This window comes from Sinosporangium album (genome assembly GCF_900100605.1).
Lineage (GTDB): Bacteria > Actinomycetota > Actinomycetes > Streptosporangiales > Streptosporangiaceae > Sinosporangium > Sinosporangium album.
Window position 1 is genome coordinate 61,067 of the sequence record NZ_FNCN01000006.1, and the last position, 25,996, is coordinate 87,062.

The 25,996-nt window shown below is 68.3% G+C and carries 19 protein-coding genes and 1 other RNA gene; 6 read left to right on the plus strand and 14 right to left on the minus strand.

Annotation, left to right across the window (positions count from 1 at the left end):
• Window positions 1-8: 8 nt before the first annotated feature.
• The 3 genes from BLQ73_RS08050 to BLQ73_RS08055 form a co-directional block, all read right to left on the minus strand.
• On the minus strand, window positions 9-911 hold the full coding sequence (locus tag BLQ73_RS08050; RefSeq protein WP_245690889.1) for a glycosyltransferase: 903 nt from the start codon (window positions 909-911) through the stop codon (window positions 9-11).
• Between the two features lie 12 nt (window positions 912-923).
• The gene (locus BLQ73_RS34505) at window positions 924-1,052 is read right to left on the minus strand and encodes a hypothetical protein (protein ID WP_275936271.1); all 129 of its coding nucleotides are present in this window, start codon (window positions 1,050-1,052) and stop codon (window positions 924-926) included.
• Between the two features lie 131 nt (window positions 1,053-1,183).
• The gene (locus tag BLQ73_RS08055; RefSeq protein ID WP_176955327.1) at window positions 1,184-2,767 is read right to left on the minus strand and encodes an MmpA family trehalose lipid delivery protein; all 1,584 of its coding nucleotides are present in this window, start codon (window positions 2,765-2,767) and stop codon (window positions 1,184-1,186) included.
• Between the two features lie 90 nt (window positions 2,768-2,857).
• Between BLQ73_RS08055 and BLQ73_RS08060 the strand changes: the two genes are divergently transcribed.
• The gene (locus BLQ73_RS08060; RefSeq protein ID WP_093169747.1) at window positions 2,858-4,819 is read left to right on the plus strand and encodes a hypothetical protein; all 1,962 of its coding nucleotides are present in this window, start codon (window positions 2,858-2,860) and stop codon (window positions 4,817-4,819) included.
• Between the two features lies 1 nt (window position 4,820).
• On the opposite strand, the gene BLQ73_RS08065 is transcribed toward BLQ73_RS08060, so the two are convergent.
• Entirely contained in the window at window positions 4,821-5,783 is a 963-nt protein-coding gene (locus tag BLQ73_RS08065) for a hypothetical protein (protein ID WP_093169748.1), read from the minus strand.
• A gap of 152 nt (window positions 5,784-5,935) precedes the next feature.
• Here BLQ73_RS08065 and BLQ73_RS08070 point away from each other — a divergent pair, with 152 nt between their 5' ends.
• Window positions 5,936-7,048, plus strand: coding sequence for a S1C family serine protease (locus tag BLQ73_RS08070; protein WP_093169749.1), 1,113 nt, complete (start codon window positions 5,936-5,938; stop codon window positions 7,046-7,048).
• A 90-nt stretch (window positions 7,049-7,138) separates the two neighbouring features.
• Complete coding sequence (locus BLQ73_RS08075) at window positions 7,139-7,666, plus strand: hypothetical protein (protein WP_093169750.1); 528 nt, start codon at window positions 7,139-7,141, stop codon at window positions 7,664-7,666.
• Window positions 7,667-7,801: 135 nt separating this feature from the next.
• Here the strand turns inward: BLQ73_RS08075 and BLQ73_RS08080 are convergent, their stop codons facing one another.
• Together BLQ73_RS08080 and BLQ73_RS08085 are read right to left on the minus strand one after the other, a co-directional pair.
• Window positions 7,802-9,034, minus strand: coding sequence for an extracellular catalytic domain type 1 short-chain-length polyhydroxyalkanoate depolymerase (locus BLQ73_RS08080; RefSeq protein WP_245690890.1), 1,233 nt, complete (start codon window positions 9,032-9,034; stop codon window positions 7,802-7,804).
• Between the two features lie 448 nt (window positions 9,035-9,482).
• Window positions 9,483-9,890: an ATP-binding protein gene (locus tag BLQ73_RS08085; RefSeq protein ID WP_093169751.1), complete on the minus strand. Its 408-nt coding sequence runs from the start codon at window positions 9,888-9,890 to the stop codon at window positions 9,483-9,485.
• Window positions 9,891-10,174: 284 nt separating this feature from the next.
• Here BLQ73_RS08085 and BLQ73_RS08090 point away from each other — a divergent pair, with 284 nt between their 5' ends.
• On the plus strand, window positions 10,175-11,599 hold the full coding sequence (locus BLQ73_RS08090) for a helix-turn-helix domain-containing protein (RefSeq protein ID WP_093169752.1): 1,425 nt from the start codon (window positions 10,175-10,177) through the stop codon (window positions 11,597-11,599).
• On the opposite strand, the gene cutA is transcribed toward BLQ73_RS08090, so the two are convergent.
• The 6 genes from cutA to ftsE form a co-directional block, all read right to left on the minus strand.
• Window positions 11,580-11,897: a divalent-cation tolerance protein CutA gene (gene cutA, locus BLQ73_RS08095; RefSeq protein WP_245690891.1), complete on the minus strand. Its 318-nt coding sequence runs from the start codon at window positions 11,895-11,897 to the stop codon at window positions 11,580-11,582. The two genes, BLQ73_RS08090 and cutA, sit on opposite strands and share 20 nt — an antisense overlap.
• A gap of 325 nt (window positions 11,898-12,222) precedes the next feature.
• Window positions 12,223-12,609: a transfer-messenger RNA gene (gene ssrA, locus BLQ73_RS08100) on the minus strand.
• 449 nt (window positions 12,610-13,058) lie between these two features.
• Complete coding sequence (locus BLQ73_RS08105) at window positions 13,059-14,963, minus strand: penicillin-binding transpeptidase domain-containing protein (RefSeq protein WP_093169902.1); 1,905 nt, start codon at window positions 14,961-14,963, stop codon at window positions 13,059-13,061.
• Window positions 14,964-14,968: 5 nt separating this feature from the next.
• Window positions 14,969-15,436 (minus strand): SsrA-binding protein SmpB, encoded by a 468-nt coding sequence (smpB, locus tag BLQ73_RS08110; protein ID WP_093169903.1) that lies wholly within the window; start codon window positions 15,434-15,436, stop codon window positions 14,969-14,971.
• Between the two features lie 23 nt (window positions 15,437-15,459).
• The gene (gene ftsX / locus BLQ73_RS08115) at window positions 15,460-16,368 is read right to left on the minus strand and encodes a permease-like cell division protein FtsX (RefSeq protein WP_093169754.1); all 909 of its coding nucleotides are present in this window, start codon (window positions 16,366-16,368) and stop codon (window positions 15,460-15,462) included.
• Between the two features lie 35 nt (window positions 16,369-16,403).
• Window positions 16,404-17,093, minus strand: a complete 690-nt coding sequence (gene ftsE, locus BLQ73_RS08120; protein ID WP_093169755.1) for a cell division ATP-binding protein FtsE — start codon at window positions 17,091-17,093, stop codon at window positions 16,404-16,406.
• A 236-nt stretch (window positions 17,094-17,329) separates the two neighbouring features.
• Between ftsE and BLQ73_RS08125 the strand changes: the two genes are divergently transcribed.
• Window positions 17,330-17,521, plus strand: coding sequence for a hypothetical protein (locus tag BLQ73_RS08125; protein WP_093169756.1), 192 nt, complete (start codon window positions 17,330-17,332; stop codon window positions 17,519-17,521).
• Window positions 17,522-17,620: 99 nt separating this feature from the next.
• Here BLQ73_RS08125 and prfB read toward each other — a convergent pair whose 3' ends face one another.
• Window positions 17,621-18,742, minus strand: a complete 1,122-nt coding sequence (gene prfB / locus BLQ73_RS08130) for a peptide chain release factor 2 (RefSeq protein ID WP_093169757.1) — start codon at window positions 18,740-18,742, stop codon at window positions 17,621-17,623.
• An 88-nt stretch (window positions 18,743-18,830) separates the two neighbouring features.
• Between prfB and BLQ73_RS08135 the strand changes: the two genes are divergently transcribed.
• The gene (locus BLQ73_RS08135; protein WP_093169758.1) at window positions 18,831-19,904 is read left to right on the plus strand and encodes a DUF8094 domain-containing protein; all 1,074 of its coding nucleotides are present in this window, start codon (window positions 18,831-18,833) and stop codon (window positions 19,902-19,904) included.
• Between the two features lie 698 nt (window positions 19,905-20,602).
• On the opposite strand, the gene BLQ73_RS08140 is transcribed toward BLQ73_RS08135, so the two are convergent.
• Window positions 20,603-25,477 carry an NAD-glutamate dehydrogenase gene (locus tag BLQ73_RS08140; RefSeq protein ID WP_093169759.1) on the minus strand — a complete coding sequence of 1,625 codons (4,875 nt, stop codon included), beginning with the start codon at window positions 25,475-25,477 and terminating at the stop codon, window positions 20,603-20,605.
• Window positions 25,478-25,996 lie beyond the last annotated feature (519 nt).

The following is a 25,996-nucleotide window of genomic DNA, read 5'->3' on the forward strand; positions in this document are numbered from 1 at the left end:
GTAGAAGCTCAGGCGGCCGACGACGAAACGGGGGCGGAGCCATCCTGCGGGGACGCCTGGAGGGCGGCCGAGTGCGCTGTGGCGGGGTGCCCGGTCGCGGGGCGCGCGGTGGCCGGGTGCGCGGTGGCCGGGTGCGCGGGCCGTACCCTCCACAGGGAGCGCCCGCCGCGGCCCGCCAGGCCGACGCGGGCGAAGATCATGAAGAGCTGGGAGAAGACGCCGAGACTGTGGCGTGACACCGAGAAGGTCGACCCGGCCACGTCCCGCCAGCGCACCGGGATCTCCACGACCGGCAGGTCCTTCGCCCGCATGCGCGCCAGCAGTTCGACGTCGAAGGCGAAGCCCGTCTCCCGCAGGTCCGCCGCGGCCTCGCGCACGCGGGGGCCGGCGAAGAACTTGAACCCGCACTGCGTGTCGCCGATCGGCCCCACCAGGACGCGGGCCATCGCGCGGAACACGCGCGCCCCGACGCGGCGGAAACGGCTGTGGCGCACTTCGACAACGGACCTGCGGTCGGCCCTGGAGCCGATCACGGCGGGGCATCCGGCGGCGAGCATGGGGAGCACGGCGTCGAGAGCGGACAGGTCGGTGGCCATGTCCACGTCGCAGAACCCGACGAAGGGCGCGGTGGTGGTCATCAGGCCGGCGCGGACCGCCGCGCCCTTGCCCCGCCGTTCGCAGGACACGAGTCTGACCTCGACCGGCCCGCGCGGCCACTCGCGGACGATGCGGGAGGTGCCGTCGGTGCTGGCGTTGTCCACCACGACCACGGACGCCGGGATCTGCATCCCGGCGAGTTTGTCGCAGAGCAGGGCGAGTCCGCGGGGCAGCCGTCCCTCCTCGTTGTAGGCGGGGACGACGACCTCCAACACGGTTTCGGCGCGGGCGCCGCTGTCCGGGCGGGGGGACACAAGCGTGCGCGGTCAGCGGGTGCCGTAGTTGTACAGCGGCTTGTCGACCGGCGTCGGCGACGGAGCGGCGAGCGTGACGACGCTCACGCTGGCTCCGACGGCAAGGAGCACCCCGATCACGATCGCAATGAGCAGGCGCATTCCTCGACTCCTTAGTCCTGGCCCGCGTTCGACGTCCCTGACGGTAGAACGTGATCCTAGAACGTGGTCCTCACCCAAAGCAGCAAATATACGTTAATGCAATAAATCAACCACAAACCTCTACATGATCCCTACGGCGATCCGCTGACCTGCCCATCTGGCACATTCAACGCATAAAGCGCCGCATGCGGGCCGCTGTGCACCTGTACGGCGCCCGCCAGCCTCGACTGGAACCCGTTCCACTCACGGCGGTCCCCGTCGAGCACCACGAACCTGAACCCCGCCTCCCGCAGCGGCTCGGCCAGCGACCGGGACGACCGGATCAGCGGGTCGAGCGCCTTGGCCCGCGGATCCTCCATGCCGATGACCAGGTCGCCCACGCGCACGGCGTCGTTCCACACCACGTGGCGGGGCAGGAAACGGGGCAGCGGGTCGAGCGACGAACGCCTGCCGTTCCAGTCGTAGGCCCGATAGGACTCCCACGGCAGCAGCAGCACATCGCCGGGTGTGCGGTCGGCGGCCACCAGCGCCCGGATCCGCTCGAAGTCCCCCGGGTAGTCCACCGCCGCGAGCCGCCCCCACGCCCCGAAGGCCAGCCCGGGGAGCAGCAGCAGCGGCGCGACCGCCGACACCGCGCCCGGCCTCCCCAGCAGGGCCGCGAGCGCGCCCGCGCCGAGGGCCGTCAGCAGGGCCAGCGGCGCCACGTACTGCTGCGCGTCCCGCAGCACCGCGAACCCCGGCCACACGTCGATCAGCCCCGCGAGCGCGGCCCGCCCGGTCTCGCCGAGCCCGACGGCGGCGACCGCCAGGCCGACGGCCGCGGCGACCGCGAGCCCGGCCTTGGCCGGCATGTCCCGGGCGGCGGCGAACGCGACCACGGCCGCCACCGCGAACACCAGCCGCAGCACCGACGGCACCAGCAGGTCGAGGCCCGGCGGCACCACCTCCGCGTTCCACACCCCCGACAGTGTGAACAGGCTTCCCAGCCCGCCGAGCGGCGTGTCGGCCCGCGCCGCGAACGCCTCCACCCCCACCGGGTCGCTCGGCACCTCTCCCTGCCGCAGCAGGCTGGGAACCAGCCACGGCAGACTGAACACCACCCACACCACACCGGTACGGCACAGCCCCCGCAGCCGCCGCCCCGGCCCGAGCGCCGCGACGGGCAGCACGGTCAACGCCGTGATGATCATCGCCATGAAGCCGCCGACTGCGGCTGGGACGAACGCGACCGCCCACCCCCACCCGAACCTCTCCCCCGCCGCGAGCGCCGCCCGCACCGCCCACGGCAGCCCCGCGTAGCCCAGCAGCAGCGCCCACTGGCCGAGCAGCAGCCGCTCGGCGACGAACGGGTTCCAGGCGTAGAAGACGCCCGCGGCCAGCCGTACCGCGACCGGTCTCCCGTCGAGCAGCCTCGCCGGGCCCGCGCACGCCAGCACGAAGACGGCGAGCAGGATCAGCTTCTGCACCAGCGCGCCCGGCAGCACCGCGCCGAGAAGCGCCACCACGGCGTCGCTCGGCACGGCGCGGGGCAGCGTGCCGGTCATCCCGAAGGTCGAGGGCAGGAGAACGGGCTCGGGCACGAAGACCATGTCGTACGCGAGGGTGAACCCCGGAGCCAGCGCGGGCGCCAGGGCGAGAACGCCGAGGAGCGCGCCGACCGCGTAAGGCCAGAACGCCGGCCAGGCTCCACGCCACCCGTTCGGCAGTGCCCGCAACGCCTGTCCTCCCCGCGGCGAATCGGAGGCTTTCCCTTGGCCACCAGGTGCAATATCATGCCGCGTTGACCGAGCAGAGGGCGGTGTGGGGTGACACTCCGAGCTTCTCCCGGCCACGGTGACCGCCCCGAGCGGGACACACCGCACGCCGACGGGGCGGAAGACGAAAGCAGGGCCGGCGGGCCCTGCGGCGACGCCGTTCCGACGGCCACGACCGGGGCCTTGGCGCCGCGTGCCCGGTCGGCGGCCGGCCCCCTGCTCGCCGCTGCCTGTGTGCTGATCGCCGCCGCCGTCTGCTGGAAATGGGTCGTGCTCTCGAACGGCTACTTCCGCGAGGACGACTTCGAATACACGGTCCGCGGGTTCGAGAACGCCCTGGACCTCGACTACCTAACCCGCGTCCACTGGGGCCAGCTGATGCCGGGGGGATTCGCCCTGGCATGGCTGCTCGCCCGGGTCGCGCCCTACAACTGGGAGCTGACGAGCGCGATCACCCTGGCCGGGCACGCCCTGGCCGCGCTGGCGGCGTTCAGGATGCTGCGGGTGCTGTTCGGGTCCCGGCCCGCGATCCTGGCGCCGCTCGCGGTCTATCTCTTCACGCCGCTGACGCTGCCCGCGCTGGGGTGGTGGGCCGCGGCGCTGAACCTCGTCCCGCTGCAGATCGCGGCGCCCATGGCGGTCAGCGCCCACGTGCTGTATCTGCGCACCGGGTGCCGCGGCCACCTGTGGGCCGCCACCGGCTGGATCACCTTCGGGCTGCTCTGCTTCCTCAAGGCGGGCGCGATCCCCCTCATCCTGTTCGGCCTGACCCTCGGCTGGTTCGCCGGGCGCGGCGGCACCGGCGGCGCCGCCGCGCTCAAGGACACCGTGTGGCGGCACCGCCGCGCCTGGACGATGTACGCGGTGCCGCTCGCCGCCTACGCGGTCGTCTACCTATCGCGGCTCGGCGGCTCGGGCACCCGGATCTCGGTGACGGCGCTCGGCGACGTGGCGGAGTTCGCGCGGCGGCTCATCACCGAGACCTTCCCCGCGACCGCCGTCGGCGCGACCTGGGACTGGTCGCCGGTCGGCACCGGCGGCTACGCTCTGGCGGCCCCGGCGGCCCCCCACCTGCGGGTCGCGCTCGCCGCGACGGTCGCGGTCGTCGCGGCGAGCCTGCTGCTGTCGCGCGGCGCGTGGCGGGCATGGGCGCTGCTCGTGTGCTACCTGGTCTGCGCCGACGTGCTGCCCATCGCGCTCGGACGGCTGAGCCCCGGCTCCGTGGGCCTTGCCGGGGCCGAGACCCGCTACACGGCCGACGCCGCCTTCGTCCTGATGCTGTGCCTGTCCCTGGCCTTCCTCCCGGTCGAGGGGACGGAGCGGCGGGTCACGCCTTTACGCCGGCTCACGGCCCGCGCCGCCGTACCGGTCACGGCCGTGGCGCTGACCGCGTTCACGGCGTCGTCGCTGTGGTCGGGCACGCGCCTCGTGGCCGCGGTGGACGGCCGCCCCGCGCGAGGCTACGTGGAGACGGCCCGCGCCCAGCTCGCCGCGGCCTCCCACGACGCCGACATCTTCGACCGGCCCGTTCCGTCCCACGTGGCCGGTCCCCTGTTCGGCGCCTACGCCCACACCTCCCACGTGCTCGCCCCCCTCGCCAAACCCATCCACCGCCGAACCATGCGCACCCAGCCCCCCTCGGAGCACCCGCTGGTCCTCGACGACACCGGCAGGCTCACGCCGCTGTCCGTCCGGGGGACGAGGCGCACCCCGCCCTCTGGGCTGTGCTGGCCGCAGGCAGGCAACGCGGTCGACATCCCCGTCCGCGGCATGACCGCGGCCGGGGAGAGCACCCACATCGTCAAGCTCGAACACATCAGTCAGAGCGAGATCCTGGTGAGCATCGCCTTCGGGCGGGGCCGGATCAGCACGGCCATCCCCCACGGGCTCAAGGCCACGACGTTCGGCGTGACCGGCGGCGGCGGCGCACGGCTGCGGCTCATCATCGAGACGCCGGGGTCCTCCGTGTGCGTGACCGCCGCCACCGTCGGCGTCGCCGTACCGAAACGGTGAGTCAGCGGCCGGGCTCGGCGTCGCGCCCCGGGGTCTCCCGTACGGCCCCGGCTGAGATGTGCCGTTCCGCCCAGCCCGCCACCGACTCGCGAAGGGACGGCACGGGGGGCAGGGCGGGCTGGGCGGCGCGGCTCGGCGTTGGGGCGGGGGTGGTGGCGGGAGGGTCGACGTTCTGCACGGGCTTGTGCGGTTCGTCGCCCGAGAACAGGGCGAAGATCAACACCACGGTGATGGCGGTGACGATGGTCGCGCCTATGCCGTACACGACCCGAACGGGCACGTCGCCGAGGCTCAGCAGCAGCGCCTTGGCGCGACTTCTCGGAGGCGACGGCACCCGCCACGCCTGCTGCGGCGCCGAACCGGGAGCGCCCTCGTCCGGGGCGGCCCGGATCACCTCGCGCGCGGGCCAGGACGTCAGCTCGCCCGAACCGCCCCCGCCCGCGGGCGGAGGAGAGGGGACCCCGTGGGGGCCGGTGCCGACGTACGGCGGGAGCGCCCCGACGAGCGTGGACTCATGCTCGGGCGGCACCTCATCGGCCCGCCTCCAGTCGGCCCCCTCGCCGAACCCCTCGCCGGACCCCTCGCCGGACCCCCCGCCGGATCGCGGCTCGTCAGGCCGGGGCCCGCCGGTTCCCGCCGGGGCGAACCCGTCGATCAGGGTGACCTCCGCGTCCAGCGGGGACTCGAAGTCGCGCTCGGGGTCCCACACGTCGTCCCGGTCGAGCACCGGGTCGAGGCCGGGGTCGCGTGCCTCGCCCCCGGGGGCGGGGCGCCGGGCGTGATCGTCGGCCTGAGAGCTGCTGGAAACGATGACCTCACCGGGATCGTCGGCGGCCTGCCCTCGCGGCGGGCCCGGAGCCGGAGCGGGCGGGGCGGCGTCGCGGACGGCGGGAAACGGGGAGGTCGGCCTGTCGCCTTCCGTCTTCCGGTCCCCCTTGGAGGGGATGCCGCGGTCTTCCTCCATGGCCGCAGAGTACGTTACCCAGCGCACTAGCGCACCGGTCCCACACCCGATTTTGAAAGGCCCCAGACCCACGCCAGACCCACCGCACTACTCAAAGTATGCTTTTACCCACTCCCCGTATCATTGTTCCGGTTCAGGGAAGGTACCGGCCCATGGGGACCACACCGGCTAAGCGACGAGCGCCCCTCGCCCTGGGCGCCCTCGCCCTTGCACTTGCGCTCGGCGGCTGCGGGATCACCGCGCCGCCGACGGCCGCACCGACCGGCGGCACGACCGCGAGCCACGTCGGCACAGCGGCGACCGCCCCCACGGCGGCTGGAGAGTCGGGCACCGTGCGGGCCCTGGAGACGACCTACGAGAACGTGATCAGGAAGGTCCTGCCCTCCATCGTCCAGATCAACGCCGAGAACGGCCTCGGCTCGGGCATCGTCTACGACACGTCCGGCCACATCATCACAAACGCCCACGTGCTCGGGGACGCGCGCACCTTCCAGGTCACCCTGCCAAGCGGGGGGACGCCCCGCGCCGCGACGCTCGTCGCCACCCATCCCCTGGGCGACCTCGCCATCATCAAGGTGAAGGACGCCACCGGACTGGCCCCGGTGAGGTTCGGCGACTCCCGAAACGCCAGGGTGGGGCAGATCGTGCTGGCGATGGGCAACCCCCTGGGGCTCTCCGGCAGCGTGACCAACGGCATCATCTCCGCGCTGGGCCGTACGGTGACCGAACCCGTCGGCCGAGGGTCCACGGGGGCGACCATCGCCAACGCCATCCAGACCTCGGCGGCCATCAACCCCGGCAACAGCGGCGGAGCCCTCGTCACCATGAACGCCGAGGTCATCGGCATCCCCACGCTGGCCGCCGCCGACCCCACCCTCGGCCGGGGCACGGCTCCCGGCATCGGGTTCGCGATCCCGAGCAATACCGCGGTCGACATCGCCAACCAGATCATCAAAGAGGGCAAGGTCACCAACACCCGCCGCGCGGCCCTGGGCATCAGCGGCCAGACCGTGGTCTCCCAGGACGGCACCGCCGCGGGAGTGGGCGTGGTCAGGGTGTCCCCGAACAGCGGAGCAGAGCGCGCCGGAATCCTGCCGGGCGACATCATCGTCGGCGTGAACGGCACCAAGATCACCACAATGGCGGACCTGTCTGAGCTTCTCGCCACCCTCAGCGTCGGTAGAGAGGCCAAGGTCGACATTCGCCACCCCGACGGCAGCCAGGAGAGCGTCAACATCAAACTCGGTGAATTGCCTGGCCAGTAAGCTTAGACCGACAAATCCCGATAGCAGTGCCATATCAGAATTTCAGTATTCATTGACCGGAGCCCTGGTTTATCCAGGATTATGCGTACCGTGACCACCGCGCGCCTGATCGCCATCGGCCTCATGCTCAGCGTCGCCGGGATCCCCCTCGGGATCGTCAAGGGCGACGGGTTCGACCACTTCCGCCTGGCTGCGCTGATGGGCATGCTGCTCGGCCAGTTCATCACCCTGCCCCTCTTGCTGTTCGTCGGCATTGCCCTGGGCGTACCCGAGCAGCGCAGCCACCTGCAGGTGCCCGGCTACACCATGGGCGGCGTCACCCTGCTGTTCGGCACCCTCATCGTGACGCAGGCGTGGGCCACATCGGCCTGGCTCGAAAGCCTCCCGCCGGGCGTCGGCGACCCCGCGGGCGAGTTCGCCATCACCATGCTGGCGGGCCTGTCCGGAGCGGTGGCCGTCTTCCTCGGCCTCGGCATGCTCGTCGCCCGGGTGCTGGTCGACCGCCACCTGCGGCTGGTGAACCTGCCCGTCCCGGCCCACCTGACCGGCGACAGGCCGCTATCGGCCATCCTGCTGGCCGAGGAAGCGGCCTGGCCTTCCCGCGCAGGACGCGTATAGCCGCCGCGACCACCGCCCCGATGCCCCAAGCCTCCGCGGTGCGCCGGCCGTACGGCCTTGTGTGAGCGCCTCCGGTGAGCATCATGCGCCGGGCGCATGATGCCCGTGGACTTGTTCGGTTTCCAGGGAATGCCCCTAGCGAGGCTGGATTTCGCAGGCGGTGCCGTTCACTGTGAAAGCGTTGGGTTCTCCGCTGTCGCCGGTGTGGGTGGCGACCAGGCCGAGATATGCAGAATGGCCGGGAGCGATCGTGGCGTTGTAGCGCAGGTTCTCAGCGCTGATCTGGCCGCTTGCGCCGTTATAGGCGGCACCCCACCCGGAAGTGATGCTCTGGCCCGGGGGCAGCGTGAAGGCCAGACGCCAGCCTTCCACGGGTGAATCACCGGTATTGGTGACCCGAATACGGGCGGTGAAGCCGGAGTTCCAACTGTTGGTCTGATAGGCGACCTGGCAGGGAGTCGTCAGGCCGAAGAATTCAACGGCGTGCTGCGCCATTCCCGGAGTGGGCAGCCCATGGCCGACACCTGCGACGCTCACGGCCTCGACTTTCGCCCGTGCGCCCGCATTGCCGTAACGGGTCCGCGTCCAGGTCGGCTGCGGATTGTCGGTCGACACCGGATTCTGGCCGACGCCGTGGACATTGGTCCACTGCTTCACCTGCTCCCCGAGGTTGGCGTAGGCCAATGCACCGTCCTCCGTGCCATGCCAGAGCTGTATGCGCGGGAGCCGCCCGCGATATCCGGGATAAGAAGCCCTGACAAGGTCGCCCCACTGCTCGGGCGTCTTGACGATCCGGCCGCCGGCGCATTCCACGTTCCAACCCCACGGGCTGGCGAAACAGCCGTACGGCACTCCCATGAACGCGGCCCCCGCGGCGAAGACATCGGGATAATTGGCCAGCAGCACGTTGGTCATCATCGCGCCGGACGACACCCCGACCGCGAAGACGCGCTTCGGGTCGCCGTCGTATTCGCGCTGGGCGAAGGCCACCATCGACCTGATTCCCACGGGATCACTGCCCCCGCCCCTCCGCAGAGCCTCAGGCGAGGAGGCGTCGAAGCAGTGGCCGGCCCTGGTGGCCGAAGGGTAGACCACGATGAATCCATAACGGTCCGCGAGGGCCCTGAACTCGGTGTCCTGGTGGAGAACGGGTCCGGAGCCGGTGCAGTAGTGCAGGGCGACCACGACGGCCGGGCTGTCGGCGACGCTGTCAGGCGCATACACGTGCATTTGGAGATTGCTCGGGTTCGGACCGAAGTCCGTCACCTCCACCAGCGACGCCGCAGCGGCCGAGGGGGCCGTAAAGGTCAGCGACGCGGCGAGGAGAAGAACGGTCCCGCATAAGGCATGGAAAACGGATCTCAGCACTACCAGTCCTTTGATCTTGGGGTTTTCAGGCAAAGATCAGAGGGAGAGGTCCATGCGAAAACACGGCCGACCATGCGGAACGGAGAACGGGACATGGCCGGTCGAGTCGAGCGGGTGCGGGCACCCTTCACAGGCCGAGCGTTTGATGAGGCTCATGATCGAGCCCCATCCCTCCACCCACGGATGAAAAGCACTACGGGAAAAACACTGCGAGGTGCGCACGAGGCTATGGGCCCACCTCTTGCGCGAGGATCACCTTAGGCACGTGAAGCCCGCCGCGCAAGGGCGGCCGCCCGCGACCTCATTCGGGGGGCCCTGTAGGCTTCCAGCCTCTCGACCGGTGCCGTTCAGGCGAACGGCACCGGTTATTGAGCGGGACTCTCAAAGGAGTTACCCCTCCTGTTCTCGCAGCACCTGGTAGGGCACGGACTTTTGGATGATTCACCTCTTAGGCATGTGGCGTTATAGTCGCCCACACCACCTTGCCGCCGGTGGCAAGCCACCGGTAGCCCCATTGATCGGCCAAATCATCGACGATTTGCAATCCCCGGCCGTTTTCATCGTCGAGCGCCCCGGATTTGGTTCTGGGGGGTGTCCGGCCGCGGTCCCACACTTCGATCACGATCCGGCCTCTGAACCTGTACAGGCCGACTCTGATGAACTCCCGCAGTCCGGATGCGTCGCCGGCTCGGGCGAGGTCGCGTAGCTCGCCGGTCGCCTTGACGGCGTTGGCCACGAGCTCGGACATGATCAGTTCCGCCATGTCCGTCGACCACTGCATGTCCCATCTCGCCAGAGTGTGTACCGCGAGGCGGCGCGCATGCGAGGCGGCGATCGGATGAGCGGGCAATTCCATACAATTCAGACTCAGGCTGTGCCCCACGGCATTCTTCCGAGTCACCGCCCCCTGGGCTTGGCGTGCAACCGCGCTACGCATCACTGCTCTCCCATACGCAAAAATACGGATCTGACCCGATATGCCCGGCCCATTCACACGCTGCGTCCTGAAAAGCACGCGATGAAGGACGCTGCCAAGACGGAAGAATCCGAAGAATCTCGCCATGGCATCTCACATTGTGATTGACTCTGAAGAAGCGACACCGACTCGCAGGCTTACGGCACGGGAACGGAACGCACACCATGGCGGTCGACCAACGGAACGTCCAACAGATCCTCGACCGCGTTTTCGCACGCCAAGACATGGAAGAGGCATGTCGACGGCAGGATCTCGGCGCCATCCTGCGCATCTGCAATCACCATGGGATCAGCCAGGGGCAGCTCGCCAATCTGATCGGGACCTACCAGGGCCGCATCAGCGAATACATAAAAGGAAAGCGATCGCCCTCCGCGAAATCTACATTTGAACGAGTCGCCGACGGCCTCGGCCTCCCCCTGCATCTGCGCCGCGCTCTGGGCCTGGCTCCGGACGGCGGTCCCGGTGCGGCGAAAAGAACGGACGGCCTCATCCCCGTCGCCGACACGTTCGACCTTCAGTTACTCGCCAAAGAGATCGGAAGGAGGGGCAACAGCGTGAAGCGACGCGACATGCTGGCGATGGTGGCGCAGATCGGAACGACAACGGCCATCGCGCAGAGCGAGGTGCTCGATCGGCTCACGTATGCCATCGCCAAGCCGAACGCAATGGACGAGACAATAGTCCGGGAAATGGAGGCACGGTCCACAGGCTTTCACCTGCTGGAGGAGGTCATGCCGGCGCGCTCTCTGATCAAAGGGCTTACCGCACATCTCGGAGAGGTCGGCACTCTTCTCAACGGCACGGCCTACGACCCGGACAACGAACTGCGGACGCGCCTGATCGTGGTCGCCGGGGAAAGCAGCGTGCTCACCGGCTGGGCGGCCAGCGACATCGGCGACGCCACTACCGCGAGGAATCTCTACGCAACCGCGGAGAAGGCCGCCAGAGAGGCCGGCGACCTCGGAATCGCCGCCTGCGCCATGGGCTACCGCAGCTACATCCCCAGCACCAAGGGGGCTCACGGCCGCGCCCGCGCGCTGCTCGCCCGCGCCCTGGAACTGGTGTCCACCACCACCTCGCCCGGAACCGTGTCATGGCTCGCCGCCCGGCACGCCGAGGAAAGCGCCGCCCTGGGCGACACGGTCTCCGCGCTCAACTCCTGGGGCCGCGCCGATGAGGCGTTCAGCATCGCCGACCCCGAGGAGGACCGCGTCTGGACCCGCTTCCTCGACCAGAACAGATTTGATTCCTACAGGATCACCACGTTCTCCCGCCTCGGGAAACTCGACGAGGCCCAGGAGACGGCCTCCGCCGTACTCGCGCGATTAACGCAGCCCGATCGCAAAAAGGCGGCGATCATCTTGGAGGGCATCGCCGGCGCCCATCTGTCCCGCGGCTCGGTCGGCGAGGCCGCCAAAATCGCCAAGGACGGACTCGCCGTCGTGCGCGAAACGGAATTCGCCATGTGGCTCCCGCGATTCGAACGCATCGCGAACGGCCTGCGGCGCTGGCCGCGTCAACCGGCCGTACGGGCCTTCCTGGAAGACCTCGCCATAACGAAGCGCCAGTTCATCTCGTCTCCTCGGTGATCCAGCCCAGATATTCAGCGCTTCCACCGACGATCGGAACCACGATAATCTCGGGCGTATCATAGGGATGGTTCGCCTTGATATGGCGCTCCAGTCCGGCGAGGCGGTCGACGGTCGTCTTGATGAAAAGCTGGAACTCCTCGGCCTCTTCGATCTCGCCCTGCCACCAATAAATCGACCGGATAGGGCTGGAGATCTGGACGCATGCCGCGAGCCGCGCCTCGGTGATACTCCGCGCCAGATTCGCCCCGCTTTCCGCGCTGTCCACCGTAGTCTGAACCTGGACATGATCCGCCACAACCACACTCCGTTCATGTGCGGCTAACCCGTAGATATCCGAGCTCTCACCCTGGAATCCGATCATCTCATCCTAAGTTCCCACCCTGCCAACGGCCACGCCCCATACCCTTTCGCAGCCGGTCCCGTCTGACCGTGCATGTTCACGTGATATGAGCGAGTCGAGTCAGAGGTGTTCATGGAAGACGGCGCGATCGAGCGAGGGCCCGTCCTAGCCACGTCATAGCGGTGATCGGTTCGACATTGCCAGGGCGTGCCGTGCGGGCGCACCACGAAAAAAGCCGATGCCCCGACCCGCGGGGTCGCGGGTCGGGGCATCGGCGAGGTGGTGGAGGTGGCGGGAATTGAACCCGCGTCCTTCAACCCCAAGTCAGGGCTTCTCCGGGCGCAGCCTGCTGTGCTTTTCTCAGCCCCGGCGATCACACAGGCGAGTCGCCGACGGGCTCAGCCACTGTCAGTTTTCCCTTCCGCCCCCGTGGCCGGGTCGGTCGGTTGAGCCTCCTAGCGATGCCAGGTCCGGGCCGGAGGCGCTCCCGGGCTGACAAGGTGCTACCTCGCTGCTTAGGCGGCGAGGGCCAGGTTAGCCTGGCTGACCTCAGTGCGCTTAGAGTTGGCACTTGTTGTTTGCGGTCACAGGATTAACGAGGTTATGTCCGCAGTCCTCGGCCCGCTTCTCCTCACTTGCAAAGTCGAAGTCGAAACCGGTCACCCCCTGTGGAGTTGTCAAAACCGTGCGGCGCTGGAGCGCCGCCGGCCAGGCAACGCGGCCCGCTCGGGACCGCACCTCCAAGATACCGTTTGCAACGCCCCAGACGTCAACTCGATTCCCGGTGGCCCTCGCACCTACCCCGAAAAGAGGCAAAAGGGGCAGATGTGCTTCATGAGCATGCCGAAACCCCCGGGGACACGGCACTGAGGCGCGCGTCCCCGGGGGCCGACCGGCAGGGTCGAGCCGGTCCGGACGGCAGGGCTTCCCCCGAGATGAAGCCCTGTCCCATCACGGCGACTGAGTCCGCAACCCCCCAAGCGGTGCTCAGTCACCTGGGAAGACGCTCGCGAGGCCCCGAATGGTTGCTTGAGCGGCGAGGAATTTTCCCAGGCGCCGGAAGCCCCGTCGACCCTGGCCCCGGAAGCCCCGTCGGCCCAGGTGCCGGAAACCCCGTCAGGAGGGCGCTTTGGCGTTCTGGAAGAAGCGGCCCGCGACCGCGGCGGCATCACCGGGTTCGCCGCCCTGAAGGAGCACGGCGACGGCCAGGTCGCCCCGCCACCCGATGAACCAGGCGAACTTCGTGCGGTTGTTCCCCCGGGTGCCGAGGGCCGGGGCGGCGATGCCGTGGACGCGCTGCCCGCCCTGCACCTCGGCGGCCTGCGCCGTGCCGCGGGTGACTCCCGCCCGCATGAAGGACTTGATGGTCTCCAGGGACTTCGCGTCGAGCTGGATGGGTTCGGAGGCGGGAACGGGGGCCGGGGTGGCCGCGGCGCCCGGTGGCGGCGCGGTGGGCTTGGTCACGAGGACCGGCGGCTTCCAGGTGCCGGACGCCGCGGCCCCGGCGACAAGCGCCATGGAAAGCGGGCTGACCTCGACGTTCTGCCCGGCGATGACCTTGGCCTTGGCGGCGTCGCTGTTGACCTTGGGCATGGCGCCCGGAAACGACTTCAAGGGGAGCTGCCACGTGGCCCCGATGCCGAACGCCGCCGCGCTGTCGCTGAGGGCCTTGGCGTCGACACGGCGGGCCAGGGACGCCAGGGCGGTCACGCAGGCGTTCGCGAAGTTGCTCTGGAGGGTGGGCGCGCCGCCGGCCGCGCCGACCTGCTGGAACTGGGCCCCGCCGACGCTGCGCTCGGTCGGGCACGGGAGCTTCTGCTTGGCGTCGATCCCCGCTTTGACCAGGGAGTCGACGGCGACCATGGAGAAGGCCGTGCCCGCGGGGAACTTGCCGGCGAGGGCGTCCTTCGCCTGGTTCATGCCCTTGGTGCCGACCGCGAGGATCTCGCTCGTGGGGGCGTGCACGGCGACCAGGGCCGCGGGCTGGGCGCCGACGGAGACGGCGGCGTCGGCCGCGGCCTGCACGCCGGTGTCAAGGGTGGTGGACACCGAGGAATTGACCCGCCCCTGCGCCTTGTGGAGCTCGGCCACCTGCTCATTGGTCTTGAGATCGACAGTGATCACACGGGTGCCGGTGGAGCCGGTGAGCATGTCCTGGTAGTACTGCTGGAGGCCGCCCTGTCCGACGGAGTCCCCGGCGCGCTGCGGCCCGCCGAGCTGCTGCACCGTCTCGGCGGTCACGGCGCTGACCCTCCCGACGATCTGCACCGGAGAGGCGGGGGCGACCGGCTGGGTCACCCGCTCGATCCTGAGCCCCTGGGGAGCCAGCGCCCGCAGCTTGGATTCGATTTGCGAGTATCTCCCCCGGCCGAAGGTGACGAGCGACACCGGGTCGTTGGGGGGCGACGACAGGACCTGGCGCAGCAGCCGGTCCTGCGGGAATCCCGTCACCTCGGAGAGCTGCTGGACGAGCTTGGCCGGATCGTCGAGCTTGGACGGGGTCACGGTCGCGACGTGGAGCACCTCGTCGGTCTGCAGGGCACGCTCGTTGCGGTCGTTGATCGGCTTTCGGCCCTCGGTGGTCGGGCTGACCGCGAGGCGCTGCCCCTCCTTGAGCTGGGGATGCAGCACGCTCGGCGACCAGCGGACCTTCCAGTGGCCGTCCACCAGGTGCAGCGGAAGCTTGCCGTCGTATTCCCAGAGGGGGTTGTTCTCCCCGAGGTCGACCTCGGCCTTGAAGTCGGCCTCCGAGGCGCCCCCGGTGTGCCGTAGGCCCATGATCCGGAAGCGGAACGAGGCCGCGTCGAGGTGGACTCCGACGTCTTCGATGGCCCGGGCGACCTTGGCGGGGTCACCGTCGGTGCGCCTGGCCGCGGACTCGTAGTCACCGGTCTGCCAGCCGACCAGGAAGCCCCTGACGGCCTCGTGCGGGGAGGGCTCCTCGAAACAGGCGGTGAGGGTCGCCCCGCACGCCACGAGGGCGAGGGACGAGGCGAGAGCCCTCTGGGTACGGCGGCGCACGTGCCTCACCGGTGCCGATGGCGCAGCATGCGCGCCATCTCACGCTTGGCCTGCTTCTCGGCGAGGGCGTGGCGCTTGTCCCAGTCCTTCTTGCCTCGGCCGAGGCCGATTTCGATCTTGGCCTTGCCGTCCTTGAAGTAGAGGGCCAGGGGCACGATCGTCAGCCCGCTCTTCTTGGTCTTGGCGAGCAGCTTGTCGATCTCCTTGCGGTGGAGCAGGAGTTTGCGGGTGCGGCGGGCGGCGTGGTTGGTCCAGGTCCCCATGGTGTATTCGGGAATGTGGACGTTGATCAACCAGGCTTCTCCGTCTTTGATCGTGGCATAGCCGTCTGTGAGGGAGGCACGACCGGCACGGAGGGACTTCACCTCCGTGCCCTGCAGCACGATGCCCGCCTCATAGGTGTCCTCGATATGGAAGTCGTGGCGAGCACGCTTGTTCTGGGCGATGACCTTGCGCCCGGTCTCACGTGGCATGCCGTTGAGCCTACCGGGGCTCGTCACACCTTCAGGTATCGCCGGAGCGTCACGAACGACGCGAGCACACAGATCACCACTCCGACGATCATGGTCAGAGTGATCACCCAGGCCACGTCGTTCCATTCGAGTTGGCTGTTGGCGGCCAGGTAGATCTGGACGCTCTCGAACAGGAACACCTTGGACACGATCAGCAGAACGGCCGCGACGACACCGCCGAGCAATCCCGCGATCACGCCCTCCATGACGAAGGGGAGCTGAATGTAGAGGTTGGAGGCGCCGACCAGCCGCATGATCCCGGTCTCACGGCGCCGGTTGTAGGCCGATAGCCGTACCGTGTTGCCGATCAGCAGGATGGCGGAGACGACCAGGATGCCTGCGACGACCAGCGCGGCCCAGCGCAGCCGTTCGAGCAGCCCGAAGAAACGATCCAGGATCTCCTGGTGGTTGATCACGTTGGAGACGCCCTTGAGCGTCTTGAGCGTGCCTACGGCTCCGCTGTACTCCTCGGGGTTCTTCAGCTTGACCCTGAAGGACTCGGGCATGTCCTCGGCGCGGACCGCCGACACGAAGAGGGGGTTGTCGGCGTAGGTCGCCTTGAAGATCTCGAAGGCCTGCGCCGAGGTTTCGAAAGCGACCGACTGCACCTGGGGCATGGCCTTGATGGTGTTCTCGATCTCTTTCTTCTGCGTGTCGTCCATGCCCCCGCTGGTCTTGCAGACGGGGAAGGCATCGTCCTTCTTGCACAGGAAGACAGAGATCTCCACCCTGCTGGCCCAGTAGTGCTTCATCCTGGTGACCTGAGCGTTGATCATCAGACCGACACCGAGAAGCGCCATGGCGATGGCGACGGTCACGATCACCGCGATGGTCATCGTGAGGTTACGGCGGAGGCCGATCCAGACCTCGGAAAAGATGAAGTTTGCCCGCATGCTGTTGGGAGTCCCCTGTTGCTCTCGCTAGACGGTCAGTACGCCTGGCCGTAAACGCCACGCGACTGGTCACGGACGATCTTGCCGTCCTCCAGCTCCACGACGCGCTTGCGCATGGAGTCGACGATGGCGGCGTCGTGCGTGGCCATCACAACCGTCGTGCCGGTCCTGTTGATGCGGTCGAGCACCTTCATGATGCCGATGCTCGTCGCGGGGTCGATGTTTCCCGTCGGCTCGTCGGCCAGAAGGATCATCGGTCGGTTGACGAACGCGCGCGCCATGGCGACCCGCTGCTGCTCACCACCGGAGAGCTCGTCGGGCATGCGGTGCGCCTTGCCCTCAAGACCCACCAGCTCGATGACCTCGGGTACCACCTTGCGAATGAAGCGCCTCGGCTTGCCGATCACTTCCAGCGCGAACGCGACGTTCTCGTAGACGTTCTTGTTGGGTAGCAACCTGAAGTCCTGGAACACACAGCCGATACGGCGGCGCAGGTGCGGCACCTTGAAGTTGGAGAGCCGCGACAACTCCTTGCCGGCCACATGGATGGCGCCGGAGTTGGGCCGCTCCTCTTTGAGGACCAGACGTAGGAAGGTCGACTTGCCGGATCCCGAGGGACCGACGAGGAACACGAACTCGCCCTTGTCAACGTCGACGCTGACATGGTCCAGAGCGGGCCGGTTCTGGTTCGCGTAGACCTTGGTGACATTATCGAAATGGATCACGGGCGCATCACGGCATGCCAGTCTAGGGGGTCGGACAGTCGCGGGGGTGGTACGGAGCCACTTCCCATCGGTCGGCGGCCTTCCGACGTCGGTCCTTTACCGTGGATCGACACTCCGGTTGGCCAACGGACAGTCTAAGGGGAACACTGGCATGGAACGTCCATAACGGAAACAAAACGATTCCAGCCTTATCACCTACTGGACAATACCGACTACGGTGGAGAGCGGAGCACATCATGAGCTATGAACATCTCATCTGCGCCGCGTGCGCTCACCCGGTCATCGAAGGCCGCTGCGCGGTCTGCCGCGCCTCCCTCGAAAGAATGCGGCGGGAAGGCTTCGGCGGGCTGCCGCCCGCCCTCATCATCGCCGCACTGGTCATCCTGCTGATCTTCACCCTCGCACTGAAATACGTGGCGGGCTACTGACCGCCGCCCGCGGCGGGCCGCCGCGCCCGCCGGGCCCATGCCGTACGGCTACCGCCGACGGCGCGGGCCGCGCGCCACGATACGCCCCCGCCGCGCCTCTCAGTCGTCCGTCAAGCCCTGCTCCCGGCGGCGCGTCCAGCGGATCTCCGCCTCGATGAACTCGTCCAGGTCGCCATCGAGCACGGCGCTCGGATTGCCCGCCTCCACAGACGTCCTGAGATCTTTGACGATCTGGTAGGGATGCAGCACGTAGTTGCGGATCTGCGTGCCCCACGACGTGGTGCTCTCGCCACGAAGCTCCGACATCTTGTCGGCCTCTTCCTGGCGCTTGCGCTCAAGAAGCTTGGCCTGCAGCACGACCATCGCGGTCGCCTTGTTCTGAAGCTGCGAGCGCTCATTCTGGCAGGAGACCACGATGCCGGTCGGCAGGTGGGTGATGCGGACCGCCGAGTCGGTCGTGTTGACGCCCTGGCCACCGGGCCCCGACGAGCGGTAGACGTCGACGCGGAGCTCGTCCTCGTTGATGTCGATGTGATCGGTCTGCTCGACGACCGGCACAATGTCGACACCCGCGAAAGACGTCTGGCGGCGGCCCTGGTTGTCGAAGGGGCTGATGCGGACAAGCCGGTGGGTGCCGTGCTCGCCGCGCAGCGTGCCGTAGGCGTAAGGCGCCTTCACCGTGAAGGTGGCCGACTTGATGCCGGCCTCCTCCGCGTAGGAGGTCTCGTAGACCTCCGTGGAGAAGCCCTTGCGCTCGGCCCAGCGGAGATACATGCGCAGGAGCATCTGCGCCCAGTCGGCCGCGTCGACCCCGCCCGCCTGCGAGTTGATCGTGACGAGGGCCTCACGCGAGTCGTATTCGCCCGACAGCAGCGTGCGCACCTCAAGAGCGCCGATATCGCGGCTGAGCGCCGCGAGCTCCCTCAGCGCCTCCTCACGGGTCTCCTCGTCGTCCTCGGCCTGGGCGAGCTCATAGAGCACGCCGAGGTCGTCGAGACGCCTCACCAGGCCCTCCACACGATTGAGCTCACCTTGCAGGTGGGACAGCCTGCTCGTGACCTTCTGGGCCTGCTCGGGGTCGTTCCACAGGTCTGGTGCGGCAGCCTGCTCCCCCAACTCGTTGAGCTGCTTCCTCATAGCGTCGAGGTCGAGCACATCCTGGATGCCCTTCAGGGTGCCCGCGAGCTCGTTGATCTCTTCAATCGGATCGATGCCTGCCACGTCTGCTAAGGGTACGCGACCGCCGACCCCTGTCTGGTACGCGACAGCGGCTAGCATGGGCCGCTATCGGGGCGTGGGGAGGCAATACGTGCGATCATACGGGCGACCGGCGGTCCTCACAGCGGGACTCTGCCTTCTCCTCGGCCTGACGGCCTGCTCCGGCACACCACGCGACACGGCCAGGCCCGCCTCACTCGCCGCGGCCGTCAACCCCGCCACAAGCGCCTCAGCGCGCCCTGAGCCCAAAGTCACCCCCGACGAGGCCAAGAGCGCGCTGCGCTCCTACCTCGCCCTCGATTCGGCCTTCCGCGCGGCGGGCGACCAGCGCCTCGCCACCGAGATCACCCGTGACGGCCAACGCCAACTCACCGCCGCCGCCTACCGATCCAACGACCTGGCCCCCCCGCGCCGCACCTGGGGCGATGCCACAGTGATCGTCCCGCGCATGGAGCGGTTCCCCGTCTGGTTCACCGCGATCGTCGAACGGCGCGACGCCGACGGCGACACCACGACGAACATCATGACGTTCGCCCGGCAGAACGAGCAGTCCAGATGGCAGCTCGGCTTCGCCAGCCTGCTCTACCCCGGCACCGACCTCCCCAAGGTCGAACTGGACGCCGACGGCTACGCAACCGCGCTCGGCGTGGAAGACGAGAGCGTCCTCATCAAACCCCGCCTCATGGCCCCACTTCACGCCACAGCCGCCGAACAAGGCCCTGGAGGCTTCTCCTCCGGCCACATCGCCGCAGGGCCCCACACGACCGACTACTTCGCCGCGATCATCAAAGAGCGGGCCGACGCCAAAGGCCGCGGGCTCAGCTACGATTCGATCTTCAGCGCCACGGAGTTCCCCGTCTACGCCCTGCGCACAGAAGACGGCGGCGCCATGGTGCAATACGGGCTGACCCGCACCAGCACATGGGACGCGCAAACCTACTCCAGCGAAGTCGCCCCCAAGCCGATCCCCGAGTCGATGCTCTGGGCCACCGAACCGGCCGCCGAACTCGACGAGCCCTCCGAACGCGACGCGCCCACCTACCGCGACACCCTGCGTGCCGTGGAGACCCACCAATACGTCAGCGCCGTCCCGCCGCAGGGCAGCAAAGCCCTGGCCACCGTCCTCGCCTACGACGGCGGACTCGTCAGGGCGACGAAGAACTGACGGGCGTGTTGATGGCGACGCTTCGCGTCGCGGCGAGGGGGCTCTTGACCCGGATCTGATGGCGACGCTTCGCGTCGCGGCGAGGGGGCTCTTGATCCGGTGCTTTCCCTCGTCGCTCTGGTCGCTGCGCTCCCGACGCTCCTCAGTCCAAGCACCGGCGCCCCCTCGCACTCCCAGGCCTGACGACTCCCGAACAGAAACGGGCCAACACGGCCGGATCCCGAACGGGAGCAGGCCAAGGCGAGCGACTTCCGGATAGGAACAGGGCGACCGGATAGGAACAGGGCGAATCGACCGACTTCCGAAACGGGAGCAGGCCAACACGGGCGGCTCCCGATACCTTGGCCCGCCGCGACGGCCGACTCCCGACACGTTGGCCAAGCAGTATTTGATTGCGCGCCTGCGGCGCGCGGCGAGGGGGCTCTTGACCCGGTGTCTTCCCTCGTCGCTCTGGTCGCTGCGCTCCCGGCGCTCCTCAGTCCAGACACCGGCGCCCCCTCGCACTCCCAGGCTGGACGACTCCCGAACAGAAACGGGCCAACACGGCCGATTCCCGAACGGGAACAGGCCAACGCGAGCGACTTCCGGATAGGAACAGGGCGAATCAGCCGACTTCCGAAACGGGAGCAGGCCGACACGGCCGGCTCCCGAAGGGGGTAGGGCGGGGGCGGGGTTAGCCGCCCCCAGGGTGGTTCGGGTCAGGCTTCGGTGTCGGGGAGACTGCTGGTGGCGACGAGGGTGCGGATGGCGCGGAGGGCGACTGAGAGGGTGGCCAGGTCGAAGTTGTCGCTTTCCCAGATCTCGGAGAGTGTCTGTCTGGACCTGGCTACTGCGGCGGAGTTGGATTCGGTCCACTGGACCAGGCGCTCTTCGGGGGTAAGGCCGGAGGTGGTGCGGGTCAGGAGGTCGAGCGTGATGCGGGCGTGGGCGGCGTACAGGTCGTCGCGGAGGGCGGCGCGGGCCATGGAGTTCCACCGGCTGTCGCGCGGCAGGGCGATGACCCTTTCGCGGAGTCGCGCGAGTTGGAGGCGGTCGGCGAGGTCGAAGTAGACCTCGGCGACTTCTTGGATGGGACGCCCGGATTGGAAGGCGACCTCCACGAGGTCGAATGTGGAGAAGGCGGGGACCATGGAGGCGACGCGGGTGGCGAGTTCTTCGGGTACTCCTCGGGCGATGTAGCTGTCTCTCCGCTCTTCGAAGGTCACGAGGTCGCGACCGGCGAGGAGGCCGGGGATGTGGGGGATCAGCCCGTTCATGCCCTTGGCGAAGTGACTGACGGTGGATTCGAGGTCGAGGGGAGGGCGCCGGTTGGCGAGGAGCCAGCGGGTGCCGCGTTCGATGAGTTTGCGGCCTTCCAGGAGCATGGCGAGCTGGGTCAGGGTGTCGACTTCGTTGTCGAGTTCCTCGATGGCCTGCCAGTAGGACGGGAAGTCGAAGACTTCGCGGGTGACGAGGTAGGCACGGGTGATGTCGGCGGTGGATGCGCCGGTTTCTTCGCCGAGCCGGAACATGAAGGTGGTGCCGCTGGCGTTGACGAGGTCGTTGACGATGGTGGTCGTGATGATCTCGCGGTGCAGCGGGTGGCTGTCCATGTGGTCGCGGAAGCGCTCCCGCAGGGCCGTCGGGAAGTAGGACACAAGCCATGAGGCGAGGTAGGGGTCGTCGGCGAGGTCGGAGGCGAGGAGCTCGGATTCGACGACGAGTTTGGTGTAAGCCAGCAGGATCGAGAACTCCGGGGCGGTCAGTCCGAGCCCGGCTTGGCGGCGTTCGGCGAGGGCCTTGTCGGAGGGCAGGAATTCCAGCTCCCGGTTGACCAGTCCGTCGCGTTCGAGCCTGCGCAGGTGCCGGGTGTGGATGTGGAGCATCTCCGCCGCCTGTGCTCGGGCGGCGGCCAGGACGACGTTCTGGGAGTAGTTGTCGCGCAGCACCAGCCCGGCGACCTCGTTGGTCATGTCCATGAAGACCTGGTCGCGCTGCTCGTCGGTGATCTCACTGTCGCGCACGGCCCGGTCGAGCAGGATCTTGATGTTGACCTCGTGGTCGGAGGTGTCGACTCCTGCGGAGTTGTCGATGAAGTCGGTGTTGATCAGCCCGCCGTTCAGGGCGAACTCGATGCGGGCGAGCTGGGTGAAGCCGAGGTTGCCGCCTTCGCCGACGACCTTGCAGCGCAGTTCGGAGGCGTTGACCCTCAGGTTGTCGTTGGCCTTGTCGCCCACGTCGGCGTGGGATTCCGTGGACGCCTTGGCGTAGGTTCCGATGCCGCCGTTCCACAGGAGGTCGACGGGGGCGCGCAGTACGGCTCCGATCAGGTCGTTCGGCGCGAGGGCGGTGATGCCTTCGGCGATGCCGAGCGCCTCACGCATGTGCGGGGTGATCTGGATGGATTTCGCCGTACGCGGCCAGATCCCGCCGCCCCTGGAGATCAGCTTGGGGTCGTAGTCGGCCCAGGAGCTGCGCGGCAGTTCGAACAGCCGGAGCCGTTCGGCGAAGGACTGCTCGGCGTCGGGGGTGGGGTCGATGAAGATGTGCCGGTGGTCGAAGGCGGCGACGAGGCGGATGTGCCGCGAGAGCAGCATGCCGTTGCCGAACACGTCTCCGGACATGTCGCCCACGCCGACGACGGTGAAGTCGGTGGTCTGCACGTCGTGGCCGATGGTCCTGAAGTGGTACTTCACCGATTCCCACGCGCCGCGCGCGGTGATGCCCATGGCCTTGTGGTCGTAGCCGACCGATCCGCCGGAGGCGAAGGCGTCGCCGAGCCAGAACCCGTAGTCCTTGGACACGCTGTTGGCGATGTCGGAGAACGTCGCGGTGCCCTTGTCGGCGGCGACCACGAGGTAGGGGTCGTCTTCGTCGTGCCTGACGACGTCCGGCGGCGGCACGACGGCGTTGTCCACCAGGTTGTCGGTGATGTCGAGCAGGCCGGAAATGAAGGTGCGGTAGCAGGCGATGCCCTCGGCCATGAGCTCGTCGCGCCCGCCGCCCACGGGCGGCCGCTTCACGACGAAGCCGCCTTTGGAGCCCGTCGGGACGATGACGGTGTTCTTGACCATCTGGGCCTTGACCAGCCCGAGGATCTCGGTACGGAAGTCCTCCATGCGGTCCGACCAGCGCAGACCGCCTCGGGCCACGTTGCCGAAGCGCAGGTGTACGCCCTCGATCCTCGGCGAGTAGACGAAGATCTCGAACTTCGGCCGGGGCAGCGGCAGCACGCTGATCGCCTGCGGGTCGAACTTCAGGGAGATGTACGGCTTGCGCACGCCGTCCACCGTCTGGAAGTAGTTGGTGCGCAGGGTGGCCTGGATCATCTCCAGGTAGGCCCGCAGGATGCGGTCCTCGTCGAGGGAGGCGACCTCGTCCAGGGCGCCGAGGATCTCCTCGACCAGCGCGTCGCGCAGTTCGCCACGCACGGCGTCGGGCCTGTGGGGGTCGTGGGCGGCTTCGAAGAGCCGGACGAGTAGCCGCGCCAGCCGTACGTTGCCGCCCAGCACGTTCTCCATGTAGCGCTGGCTGAAGGTGCTGCCGGCCTGGCGGAGGTATTTCGCGTAGGCCCGCAGGATCTCGGTCTGCTCCCAGGTGAGGCCGGCGGAGAGGACGAGGGCATTGAAGCCGTCGCTTTCGACCCTGCCGCGCCACAGCGCGTGGAGCGCGTCTTCGAAGAGGCTCTTGAAGTCCGCCTTGTCCACGGTGTCGGACGGGGTGTAGCGGATGCCGAAGTCGTAGATCCAGGCGTTCTTGGTCGCGGGGTCGTGGTCGCGGTCGATCTCGTAGGGCCGCTCGTCCACGACTTCGACGCCGAGGCGCTGCAACAGAGGCAGCATGTGGGACAGCGAGATGGGCTCGCCCAGGCGGTAGATCTTGAGGCGGCGTTCGCCGTCCGGGGCGCCGACCGGTTCGTAGAGGTTGATTCCGATCTCGTCGGGGCCCGCGTGCTCAAGCTGTTCGAGCCGGTGCAGGTCTCTGACGGCCACCCGGGGCGGGAAGTCGACCTTGTATCCCTCGGGGAAGGCCGCGTGGTAACGCTTGATGAGGGTGCTCGCCGCGGCCTCGGGGCGGAGTTCGGCGATCGCGACCGTCAGGTCGTCCTGCCAGGAGCGGGCCGCCGCGGCGAGGCGGATCTCCAGGTCTTCGGCGTCGACGTCTTCGGCGAGGAGGGGCCTGCGGCGTTCGCCGCGCACGACGACGTGGAGGCGGGCGAGGGCGGACTCGCCGACCATGGCGCTGTAGTCCAGGGAGGCGCCGCCGAGGGCGCTGAGCAGGATGTCCTGCATCTTGAGCCGGATCTCGGTGGTGTAGCGGTCACGCGGGAGGTAGATCAGGCAGGAGACGTAGCGGCCGTAGTCGTCGCGGCGCAGGAAGAGTTTGACCTGCTTGCGCTCGCGGAGCCGCAGCACGCCGAGGGAGATCGGCAGCAGTTCCTCGACGGAGATCTGGAAGAGCTCCGAGCGCGGGTAGGTCTCCAGGATCTCGATCAGATCTTTGCCGTCGTGGGAGTCGGCGGGCAGCCCGGCACGCTCCAGCACCTCGGCGAGCTTGCGCTTGAGCACGGGGATGCGGGAGATCGACTCGTTGTAGGCGACGTGGGTGAACAGCCCGAGGAAGCGGCGCTCGCCGATCACCTCGCCCTCGGGGGAGTACAGCTTGACGCCGATGTAGTCGAGGTAGGCGGCGCGGTGCACCGTGGCCCGGGTGTTGGCCTTGGTGACGATCAGCATCTGCTTCCGGTCGCGGGCCTTGGCCCGCAGTTCCGCCGACATGGCCGCGAAGCTATCCGAGCCCGCCTTGTCGGGACGCAGGATGCCGAGCCCGGTTCCCGGGACCGCCAGCAGGGTGTCGTCGTCCTCCAGGCGGTACTCGCGATACCCCAAGAACGTGAAATGCCCGTCTTCAAGCCATTCGAGGAGGTCAACGGTGTCGTCCACCATCACCTGATCCAGCCGCGCCGGCGGCTCCTTGCGCAGCCCCCCCGCCGTCTGTACGGCGAGAGCCCGCATCTTGGCGAAGTCTTCCACGGCGTAACGCACGTCCTCGAGCACCCGCTGGAGGTCGGCCTCCAACTGCTTGAGCACGGTGGGGTCGTTCTGCCGGTCGATCTCGATGTGCATCCACGACTCGACGAGCATCTGCCCGCTCATATCGGCCTGGTCGGGGCCGAGCATCCGCCCGGTCAGGTCCCGGCGCACACCCATCCGCGGGTGGAGGGTCCGGTGGACGCCGATCTCGTGCCGGTCGATCTCCATCGTGACCGAGTCGACGAGGAACGGCATGTCGTCGGTGACGACCTCCACCACGGTACGGCTGGACTCCCAGCCGTCCTCCTCCAACGTGGGGTTGTAGGCCCGCACGAGCGCGCGCCCCTGGGGGCGGTGCGCGGCGTGGATCCGCTGCCGGACGGCCGGGCCGCAGATCTCCTCGGGGCTGCGGTCGAGCAGGTCTTCCGGCGCGACATGCCGAAAGTAGACACGCAGGAAGGCCAGGGCCTCCTCAGAGGTCATGTGTTCACTGCCTGCCGCGTGCGCGCACGCCTGGGCGGCGCGCTGCAGCAGTTCGTCCTTTGCCTCTTCGAGCGGCATGTCGCTCTCACTCCTTTGTGAGGGGTATTGCCTAATTTCACGTGGATTCACAGTGGGACCCGATCAGAGAGCGCTCATCAACCGGTATGGCGGACCTTGCCGCATCGCCTGGTCGCGGACGCCCGGCCGCCGGGGATCCACCCCGGTACGCGGGGACAGCTCGGCGCCGAGACCGGGAGTGGCGTCGCGGGGGAGCCGCGCCGGATCCGTTGCGTCGTCTGGGGGGATCGAGTGCGTGGCGAGCTCATGATCTCGTGGTCGGAGAGGGTGAGGTCTCGCTCAGAGGAGGCGGTGGAATAAGCATCCCATAGGGGCCCTTCTGCGACACGGCGGCACACCAGTACCGCTCGCATGCACACCAGGTACCCCCTATCCACTCAGTCGCCATTGACTGAGCGCATACGCCTTCGCACCTGATATCACCCGAAATGCCGACAAACGTCAATGTGGGGGCGCACTGAGCGCTCATCTAGCACGCCCCCTCCCGTTGGACCCCACAGACGCAACATCCGCGCGATC

Excerpts from the sequence above, each read along its gene's own strand:
- BLQ73_RS34505 (WP_275936271.1), bottom strand. The coding sequence starts at position 1,052 with ATGCGCCTGCTCATTGCGATCGTGATCGGGGTGCTCCTTGCCGTCGGA.
- BLQ73_RS08065 (WP_093169748.1), bottom strand. The coding sequence starts at position 5,783 with ATGGAGGAAGACCGCGGCATCCCCTCCAAGGGGGACCGGAAGACGGAA.
- BLQ73_RS08070 (WP_093169749.1), top strand. The coding sequence starts at position 5,936 with ATGGGGACCACACCGGCTAAGCGACGAGCGCCCCTCGCCCTGGGCGCC.
- BLQ73_RS08085 (WP_093169751.1), bottom strand. The coding sequence starts at position 9,890 with ATGGAATTGCCCGCTCATCCGATCGCCGCCTCGCATGCGCGCCGCCTC.
- BLQ73_RS08090 (WP_093169752.1), top strand. The coding sequence starts at position 10,175 with ATGGCGGTCGACCAACGGAACGTCCAACAGATCCTCGACCGCGTTTTC.
- smpB (WP_093169903.1), bottom strand. The coding sequence starts at position 15,436 with ATGCCACGTGAGACCGGGCGCAAGGTCATCGCCCAGAACAAGCGTGCT.
- ftsX (WP_093169754.1), bottom strand. The coding sequence starts at position 16,368 with ATGCGGGCAAACTTCATCTTTTCCGAGGTCTGGATCGGCCTCCGCCGT.
- BLQ73_RS08125 (WP_093169756.1), top strand. The coding sequence starts at position 17,330 with ATGAGCTATGAACATCTCATCTGCGCCGCGTGCGCTCACCCGGTCATC.
- BLQ73_RS08140 (WP_093169759.1), bottom strand. The coding sequence starts at position 25,477 with ATGCCGCTCGAAGAGGCAAAGGACGAACTGCTGCAGCGCGCCGCCCAG.